Source organism: Longimonas sp., from assembly GCF_046498435.1.
Taxonomy (GTDB): domain Bacteria; phylum Bacteroidota; class Rhodothermia; order Rhodothermales; family Salinibacteraceae; genus Longimonas.
On record NZ_JAWOAR010000307.1, the window covers coordinates 1 to 8,606 of the forward strand.

Consider the following 8,606-nt stretch of genomic DNA (forward strand, 5'->3'; position numbering starts at 1 on the left):
GCGCAGTTATCTTATAAACACAGGGAGATTCTCGACCTGGTTTTTTTTCACGGGCAGAGTTATTCCGATATTTCAAAGCTGCTTGCCATACCTGAGAATACCGTAAAAACAAGAGTGTATTATGCAAAAGCCGCCCTGAAAGAAGAAATCTGCAAAACAGGCGGGTAAAATCGCACCGATTTACAAAAGCATGTAAAAAAAAGAAATGGATAAGCATATGGAACAAAGGGAAACCGAGCCTGTAAAAGACAACTTTGAAAACAGGATTGAACAAAGTTATCAGAAGATGTCTGAAAATATCCCTCAGCCACCTCCTGATGCCTTTTCAAGAATAATGGAGACGATAGGCGAACAGCAGGAAAAACAGGTGGAGGAACCTCAACCTTCCATGCTGTCAAGGGTTATGACGGCGGTCCGGAATATGTTGAAGCGGACGCGGAGCGGGCTACGGGTTTCGCGAAGGGATTCGAGGCGGGTGCGCAGCTCATCTTGCTCCATCTCGATGCGAAGCAGGTCGACCTGTCCACTGCGGTCTTGGGCGGTTTCATAGCGCGTTTCGACCGCGGGGACGAGCGATTCGAGCAGCTCCAGGTTGCGCTGGGTGAGCTCCACTGCGCGCTGGGTGCGATAGTACGACACGTAGGTCGTCTGCACGTCGCGCATCAGATCGAGCGTGCGCTGCTCCAGGCGCTGCTGCATGGCATGGGTGCGGGCATCGGCTCCGCTGCGGCGGGCGCTGCGCGTGCCAAACCACGGAACCATCTGCATCACCGAGCCCGACAGGCGTCCGGGCAAACTGCCTTCCTGATCGGGCGGATTGGCGAAGAAGGACAGATTGATCTCGGGATCGGGCAATGCGCCGACTTGGGCGCCAACGTTGGACTGTGCTACGACGTCCTGATATTGAGCCTGCAGATCGGCGTTGTTGGCAACGGCTTCCTGAAAGTAGCTGTCGAGCGGGGTCAGTTCGTCGGCCTCGGGCTCGGTGAGCAGATCGTCGTAGGGGATGTCTTGGGCGGTGGCGAACGTGGGCATTCCGACCGTAAGACACAGCGCGATGATCGAGAGGAGGAGCGCACCCTTCGAGGTGGATTGTCTTTTGGCGTCTCGGCCTCGAAGATTCGCGCCGCCCGACGCTTCAAGGCCGGACGTCTTCATGGTGAGAAGAGCGCGGTCGTCTGTGCGTAGTTGTGTGGTGGAAAGCATGAGCTGTAATGATAGCGTTGGAAGGCCTGCGGAAAATGCGCGCGGGGCGTTATGCGACGGTGTCATTCAGCGTCCACTCTTTCCAGAGCGCGTAAAGCACGGGCACGAGGAAGAGCGAGAGCACCTGCACGAGCATCCCGCCGAAGATGGGCACAGCCATGGGCACCATAATCGCGCCGCCTTTGCCAGGGGTAGTCAGGATGGGGAGCAGGGCCAGCAGTGTGGTGGCGGTCGTCATGAGGCAGGGGCGCACGCGGCGCATGCCGGCCTCGACGGCGGTGGCGCGGATGGCCGCGACCGACTGCGGGGCCTTGCGCTCGAAGAGCTGCTGCAGGTAGGTGGCCAGCACCACGCTGTTATCCACGGCAATGCCAAAGAGCGCCAGAAAGCCGACCCACACGGCCACACTCAAGTTGATCGGATCGATCTGGAAGAGTGCCTGCACATCGGTGCCGAGCACACTGACGTTCAGGAACCAGTCCTGCCCGTAGAGCCAGAGCAGCACAAATCCGCCGCTCCAGGCCAGTGCAATGCCCGACAGAATGATGAACGCGGTGGTTGTAGAGCGAAACTGGAAGTAGATGAGCAGGAAGATCAGCAGTAGCGTAATCGGAATGATAAGCGCCAGGCGGTTGGCAGCGCGCTGCTGATCTTCGAACTCGCCCGCCATGCGGTACGTCACGCCCGAGGGCATGTCCAGGTCGCCACGGTCGGTGGCTGCTTCGATGGCCGCCCGCACATTGGCTGCCGCCTCCACTGCCGAGGTCCCCGCAGCGGCGTCGAACGTCACGTAATTGACGAGGAAGGTGTCTTCGCTACGAATGGTCATCGGGCCCTCGACGTACTCCAGATCCACCAGTTGGCCCAGCGTAATTTGGCGGCCCGTGGGCGTGGGCACGAGGATGCGTTCGATCTGCTCGGGCGTGCTCCGATTCTCGCGGGCGTAGCGCACCCGCACCGGGTAGCGCTCGCGTCCCTCCACAGTCGTGGTAAGCGGCTGCCCCCCAATGGCAATGCGAATGACCTCCTGCACGTCGTCGATGGTGAGGCCGTGGCGGGCAATGGCGGGCCGGTCGATGTCCAGTTCCAGATACGGCTTGCCCGCCACACGATCGGCATAGGCCGACCCGGAGCGCACCCCTTCGGTCTGGTCGACAATCGACTCGATCTGAATGGACACGTCGTCTATGGTGTCCAGATCGGGGCCAAACACCTGCACGCCAATGGGGGCGCGCATGCCGGTTTGCAGCATGGTGAGGCGCGTCTCGATGGGCTGCAAGCGTGGGGCCGAGGTCAGCCCCGGCAAGTCGGCCGCCTGTACGATTTCGTCCCAGATGTCATCTTTCGACTGGATATGATCGCGCCACTGCCGGTAGTAGCGTCCGTCGGCATCGGGGATGAGCGCGCCGGTGTTGTCGCGCACGAAGTCGCCCTCGTCATCGACCCGGAACCGGAGGCGCTGCCCGGACTCGTCGGTGCGGTACTCGCTTTTGTACTGAATCACGGTTTCGAACATGGAGAGGGGCGCGGGGTCGAGGGCCGACTCAGCGCGTCCGGCCTTGCCCACGACCATATCAACTTCGGGGATGCTGTTTACGCGCATGTCCATGCCGCGCATCTGGTCGATGGTTTCTTCGCTACCGGCGTGCGGCATGGCGGTGGGCATCAGCAGGAACGAGCCCTCGTCGAGCGTGGGCATGAACTCGCGGTCGAGCGTTTGCGCGCTGAACACGGCGGCCACGAGCAAAAGCAGCGGGATGCTCAAGAAGAGCGCCTTGCGAGCGATGAAAAGGCGCATCATGCGCTCGTAGTAGCGCTGGAAGAGCAGAAACACGCCCAGCACACTGCCCACGGCTCCGATCACAAAGAGCAGATTCGCGATGCGCGGATTATCCGGCCCAAGCGGAAGCCATACATCCGCCAGGAGCCACCCGAGTCCGAGCACGATGATGCCAACTGCGATATACGGCTGCATGGCGCGCAAGCGCTGCGAATCCACCCGGGATTGCCGGTCGGCAAAGCGCACCGCCAGGCCGAGCGCGCCCAGTCCCACAAGGATAAATCCAGCCCACGCCATCCAAAACCACAGCACGGCGCCGCCCACCACAAGCGCACCATTGCCTACGGTACGGACCCAGCGGCGGCCCACGGTGCGCGTGAAGAGCCAGTGCGCAAACGGCGGAATGAGCGCCAGCGTGATGACGAGCGCGGCCAGCAGCACAAACGTTTTCGTCCACGCCAGCGGACCGAACAGGCGGCCTTCTTCGGCCTGCAGCAAGAACACGGGTAGGAAGCTGACGATGGTGGTGGCGAGCGCGGTAATGACGGCGGGACTCACCTCGCTTGCCGCCTCAAAGATCACGTCGCGGCGCGATTTGTTGGGGTGGGCCTCGTCGAGATGCGTGAGCATGTTCTCGGTCATGATGATGCCCATATCCACGACCGTCCCGATGGAGATGGCAATGCCCGCCAGCGCCACAACGTTGGCATCCACGCCTACGTAGCGCATCAGGATGAACGCCACGAGCACGGCTACGGGCAGAAGCGCCGACACGATAAACGAAGAGCGCAGATGCATCACCATGATCATGATCACGATGATGGTGATCAGGATCTGCAGCGAGAGCGCTTCTTCGAGCGTGCCAAGTGTTTCGTAGATCAGCCCCGCACGGTCGTAGAACGGCACCACATCTACCTGCGACTCGGTGCCGTCGTCCAGCGTTTTTGAGGGCAGGCCGGGTGCGATCTCCTCGATCTTGGATTTGACGTTCTCAATCACCTCCAGCGGATTCTCGCCGTAGCGCGCCACCGCCACGCCACCCACGGCTTCGGTGCCGCCCTTGTCGAGCATACCGCGCCGCTGCGCCGGACCCATCGACACCCGCGCCACATCACGAATACGGAGCGGCGTGTTGCCATCGCGCACCGCCACCACGCTCTCCTCAATGTCGCTGAGCGACTCAATCTGCCCGCGCCCGCGCACCACATATTCGGCGCGGTTCATCTCCAGCGTACGCGCGCCCACATCGCGATTGCTCTTGCGTATAGCGGATGCAATGTCCGTCACCGACACATTGCTTTCGCGCATCGCCGCCGGGTCGATATCCACCTGATATTCCTGCACGTAGCCCCCAATGCTGGCGACCTCGGCCACGCCCTTCGCAGACGAAAGGGCGTACTTAACTTGGAAGTCCTGGATGCTGCGCAGCTCGTGCGGGTCCCACCCGCCGGTGGGATTGCCGTCGCCGTCGCGGCCTTCGAGCGTGTACCAGAAGATCTGCCCGAGCGCGGTGGCATCGGGACCAAGCTGGGGCTGGATGCCCTCAGGCAGCGTCCCATCGGGCAGAGCGTTCAGCTTTTCCAGGATGCGCGTGCGGCTCCAGTAGAACGCAATGTCGTCCTCAAAGATGATGTTGATCATCGAGAAGCCGAACATGGAGCTGGAGCGCACCGCTTCTACGCCCGGTAGTGCGAGCAGCTCGGTCGTCAGCGGATACGTGATCTGGTCGTCGATGTCCTGTGGCGAGCGGCCGGGCCACTCCGTAAACACAATCTGCTGGTTGGCGCCAATGTCGGGGATAGCATCCACCGGCACCGGGTCACGCGGAAAGCCGCCGAGCTCCCAGTCGAACGGCGCCGTAGCCACGCCCCAGCCCACCAGGGCCAGCAGCAGGAGCACCGCAATGAGCTTGTTATCCAGAAAAAACGCAATGACACGATCAACTACAGACATACAACCGTCGTTCAACGAGCTACGGAGGGCAGGGGAAGGCTCGGTTCAGGCGGATGCAGACGGCATCCGCGCAGGTGGACACCACGCTTCAGCGACGAAGCGAGGATGCCCACGACGACAGATTAGCGGAGAAGTGCGGCGTGTTGCAGGAAGAGCGGGGTGGTCGCAGTGCGCGGCGGCCCACGTGAGGACAACGCACCTGTGGGGCGCTCTGGCGGTGCTTCGAGCGATATAACAGGGGGTAATGCCAGTACGTCATAGTAGAGCGTAGGCACAAGCACTACACGAGACGCAATGGCATCGGCGTTCTGCTGACCGAGGTGCAAGTTGCAGCACTGATCTGCATCGAGTGTTACGCCATGGGTTGTGTTATGGCCCCGCTCGTCACAGTCAGGCTCCGAATCGCCACTGGCGGGTTTGGGGCATGGCATAGCCCCGTCGTGGTGGGCGTCTGCGTTATGTGCATGGCAGCACGGGGGCACATCTTCCGTGTGTGCGTGTGCACTATCCGCACTATCCGCATGCGAGGATGCATGCGCTGTGCCCATTTGTGCGCAGGCCCGTTGCACCATGGGCGCCAGGCTGCTCATCAACAGAGCAACCATGACGAATGCTACGCCAAACCGGTAGCGGTGGGGTGCTTTCGCCACAGAACCACTTCGGGATACACAAGATATTGGATGTTGACTGTACCAAATGCGGGAATGCGGGTTTCGTCGCTCACCGATTGCAAACACCTGTATGATGATTCAGCGCAGATGGTATTAGTATGTCGGTTGGTTCGGTTAGTCTCGCTTCCAACCTGGCAAAACGCGATGGCTTTTTCTACTCGCTCGCCTCAATTACACAAGATTACAGACTCAACCAGACGTAGCCGATCTAAAAAGAATTCGAGAGGTGGAGCCAAGCCACGGCAGCCTAAGAAGCGTCCTACCGTAAATGCCACACCGCGGCCGCCAACTTCTTCTACCACCAAGAAGAGCAAAGCCCAATCGTCATCGAAGTAGATAGCCTTGCGTTGCTGTACGTACAACCCGTTCCCCTACTCACCCCGCCCACCCGGGCAACGTCCCCAACTCAATGCCCAGCACGAGCGGGCCGAGCGTGTAGGTGACGAGCGCAATCAGCACCACGAAGAGCAGGTTTAGCGTCACACCGGCACGCGCCATCTGTGGGATGCTCACGTCGCCGCTGCCAAAGACGATGGCATTGGGCGGCGTGGCCACGGGCAGCATGAACGCGCTGCTTGCCGCCAGCGCCACCGGCACCGCCAGCAAGAACGGATTCTCCCCAATGCCCACGGCGACGGACGCCATAATCGGCAGAAACGCGGCGGCGGTCGCTGTATTACTCGTGATTTCGGTGAGTCCGATGATGGCGGCGGTGACGAGCACCACGACAAGCAGCAGCGGCCAGCTACCAATAACGCCCAGCGCCTCGCCAATCCACGTGGCCAGTCCGGTCGATTCGATGGCCTGCGCCAGCGAGAGGCCGCCGCCAAACAGAATGAGCACGCCCCAGGGCAGCTGCTCCGCCGACTCCCAGTCGAGCACAAACGTGCCCGCGCGCCAGTCGACTGGCAGGACAAAGAGCACGAGACCGCCCGCCATTGCGATCCCCGCATCCGTAAGGCCGGGCACCCACGCCTCGAGCAGGGGGCGGGTCATCCACAGGAGCGCGACGCTGCTAAATACAGCCGCAACCATCCGCTCCGGGTGGGTCATGGAACCGAGATCCGCTAGGCGGCGCTGCACCAGATCTGTGCCTCCGGCAATCGCCTTCGCATCCACCCGAAACAGGACCCGCGTAAGCAGCCTGTAGGCCAGCGGCAGGCCCACTACCACCATCGGCAGCCCAATGCCCATCCACTGCGCAAAGCCGATGTCGATGTTGTACGACTCGTTTACGAATCCCGCCAACAGCGCATTCGGCGGGGTGCCAATGAGCGTGCCCATGCCGCCGATGTTGCACGCATAGGCAATCGACAGCATCAGCGCAACCGCGAACGCGTGGGTCTGCGCTGCCGACGTATCCTCGTTCGACCGCGCCAGCGCCACCACCGAGGTGCCAATGGGCAGCATCATCATGGCGGTGGCCGTGTTGCTGATCCACATGCTCAGGAACGCGCACGCCAGCATAAACCCCGCAATGAGCGCCTTCGGACCCGTGCCCACCGTCGCAATAATGCGCAGCGCAATGCGCCGGTGCAGGTCCCACCGCTGCATCGCCAGGGCAATGAGAAATCCGCCTAAGAACAAGAAAATCAGCGGGTTAGCGTAGGGCGTCGTTGCGTCTGCCATCGAGCCAATGCCCAAGAGCGGCAGCCCCACCACCGGTACAAGCGCTGTGGCCGGAATAGGAAGCGCTTCCGTAATCCACCAAATAGCCATGAGTCCCGCGATGCCCGCCGTATGCCAGCCCGCCGCGTCGAGTCCGCTGGGCGGTTCCAGTACGAGCACCGCCAGCAGGGCGGCCGGACCCGCCACGAGCCCCACGCGCTGCCGCCACGTGTACGAATCGGAATCAGAAGAAGTGGAAAGAGCATCAAACATACGCAAACGAGCATCGTTCGTGAAGAGCGTATGCGCTTGTATAGCACAGCCCCTCAAGCGTTGCAGTCGGTCCCCGTATCCACATGACGTTAGGGAGAACGCGAAGCAGCGTGCCCAATCCATCACTACACCCAGCTTCAACAGACGGTGCGTCTACGTTTGTGGGGGGCGTGGAGGTGAAACCGCGTCTTCGCCCCAATGCTGGATCACAGCGCACGGCTTAAGGTTCATGACGGCGCGTTTGCATCTGCTCTCCATGTTGCCCAAGCACCTGCTCACCTATGCCTGCTCGTACGCAAGGACAAGTCGAAGCTGCTGTGACCGAAGCGGTTACAAAGTTTGAGCGCGAGTATCTGGGGCGCGGTCCGAAAGAAGCGCGCACGTTTATCGTTGAGAACATGGTCATCGTGCAGTTGCAGGGCATTTTGAGTCCCGCCGAACGGCAGCTCAGCCACGAGAATGGCGGCGTGGAGCTCATTAAGCAGATGCGCACGCGCCTCATTGAAAGCTCCAGCGACGACCTGTGCGCCCTCATCGTCGAGAAAACCGGTGCCGAGGTGGTCAGCCTGCATACCGACATCAGTGCGCGCACCGGCGAGCGCATCTTCGTGTTCAGCCTGGCCGACAACCTCGAATCCACCTTTGGCTGACCAGACCGCTCGCCCCTCGTGAAGTTCGCGTAAGTCCCTCATACGGACTTGCATGCATTGCTGGCTGCTTCTATCATGGAAAGCGGTGTAGACGCGGGGCGCCTTGCTGCGAGCTGTGTTTGCACGCTACATACTACATAGGCACAAGCTGCGCACAGGCTCACTGAGCAGGTGCAACAGATTGCAAGCCGACTTCCAACGCTGCGGCAAGGCGTTGCGAGTCGGCTTTTTTTGTTTGTGTTTTTTGTTTGTGTCGTCCCCGCTTTTGCCTTCGCTGCCCACTCACACACCCTTTCAATGCGATGAATCAGGATACAATGCCCGCTTCGGCCCCATTTGCTTCGGACCTTCTAAATCACCGTTGCAGATAAGCTCCAGATCGATGAGTCCGTGCCGTGCGATTTGGTCCAGCATATGGTCAAAAAAGCGGAGTCCGGTGGATATTTTACTTCTGCCGCTGCCGTC

7 protein-coding genes are annotated in these 8,606 nt (G+C 60.8%); 2 read left to right on the forward strand and 5 right to left on the reverse strand.

Annotation, left to right across the window (positions count from 1 at the left end; genetic code table 11):
* Positions 1-168 (forward strand): sigma factor-like helix-turn-helix DNA-binding protein (locus R6U20_RS11800; RefSeq protein ID WP_410338060.1); only part of this gene is annotated, 168 nt, incomplete at its 5' end.
* 210 nt (positions 169-378) lie between these two features.
* Here R6U20_RS11800 and R6U20_RS11805 read toward each other — a convergent pair.
* The 4 genes from R6U20_RS11805 to R6U20_RS11820 form a co-directional block, all read right to left on the reverse strand.
* The gene (locus R6U20_RS11805; RefSeq protein ID WP_410338055.1) at positions 379-1,206 is read right to left on the reverse strand and encodes a TolC family protein; all 828 of its coding nucleotides are present in this window, start codon (positions 1,204-1,206) and stop codon (positions 379-381) included.
* Positions 1,207-1,255: 49 nt separating this feature from the next.
* Entirely contained in the window at positions 1,256-4,939 is a 3,684-nt protein-coding gene (locus R6U20_RS11810) for an efflux RND transporter permease subunit (RefSeq protein ID WP_410338056.1), read from the reverse strand.
* Positions 4,940-5,061: 122 nt separating this feature from the next.
* Positions 5,062-5,370 carry a hypothetical protein gene (locus R6U20_RS11815; protein WP_410338057.1) on the reverse strand — a complete coding sequence of 103 codons (309 nt, stop codon included), beginning with the start codon at positions 5,368-5,370 and terminating at the stop codon, positions 5,062-5,064.
* Positions 5,371-5,985: 615 nt separating this feature from the next.
* The gene (locus R6U20_RS11820) at positions 5,986-7,491 is read right to left on the reverse strand and encodes an SLC13 family permease (protein WP_410338058.1); all 1,506 of its coding nucleotides are present in this window, start codon (positions 7,489-7,491) and stop codon (positions 5,986-5,988) included.
* Positions 7,492-7,772: 281 nt separating this feature from the next.
* Here R6U20_RS11820 and R6U20_RS11825 point away from each other — a divergent pair, with 281 nt between their 5' ends.
* Positions 7,773-8,141 (forward strand): DUF2294 domain-containing protein, encoded by a 369-nt coding sequence (locus tag R6U20_RS11825; protein ID WP_410338059.1) that lies wholly within the window; start codon positions 7,773-7,775, stop codon positions 8,139-8,141.
* A 294-nt stretch (positions 8,142-8,435) separates the two neighbouring features.
* Here R6U20_RS11825 and R6U20_RS11830 read toward each other — a convergent pair whose 3' ends face one another.
* Positions 8,436-8,585 carry a hypothetical protein gene (locus R6U20_RS11830; RefSeq protein ID WP_410338061.1) on the reverse strand — a complete coding sequence of 50 codons (150 nt, stop codon included), beginning with the start codon at positions 8,583-8,585 and terminating at the stop codon, positions 8,436-8,438.
* Positions 8,586-8,606: the final 21 nt, after the last annotated feature.

What these genes read in the sequence shown, in the direction of transcription:
- R6U20_RS11810 (WP_410338056.1), bottom strand. Translation starts at nt 4,939, where the DNA reads ATGTCTGTAGTTGATCGTGTCATTGCGTTTTTTCTGGATAACAAGCTC.
- R6U20_RS11805 (WP_410338055.1), bottom strand. Translation starts at nt 1,206, where the DNA reads ATGCTTTCCACCACACAACTACGCACAGACGACCGCGCTCTTCTCACC.
- R6U20_RS11825 (WP_410338059.1), top strand. Translation starts at nt 7,773, where the DNA reads ATGCCTGCTCGTACGCAAGGACAAGTCGAAGCTGCTGTGACCGAAGCG.
- R6U20_RS11815 (WP_410338057.1), bottom strand. Translation starts at nt 5,370, where the DNA reads ATGCCATGCCCCAAACCCGCCAGTGGCGATTCGGAGCCTGACTGTGAC.
- R6U20_RS11820 (WP_410338058.1), bottom strand. Translation starts at nt 7,491, where the DNA reads ATGTTTGATGCTCTTTCCACTTCTTCTGATTCCGATTCGTACACGTGG.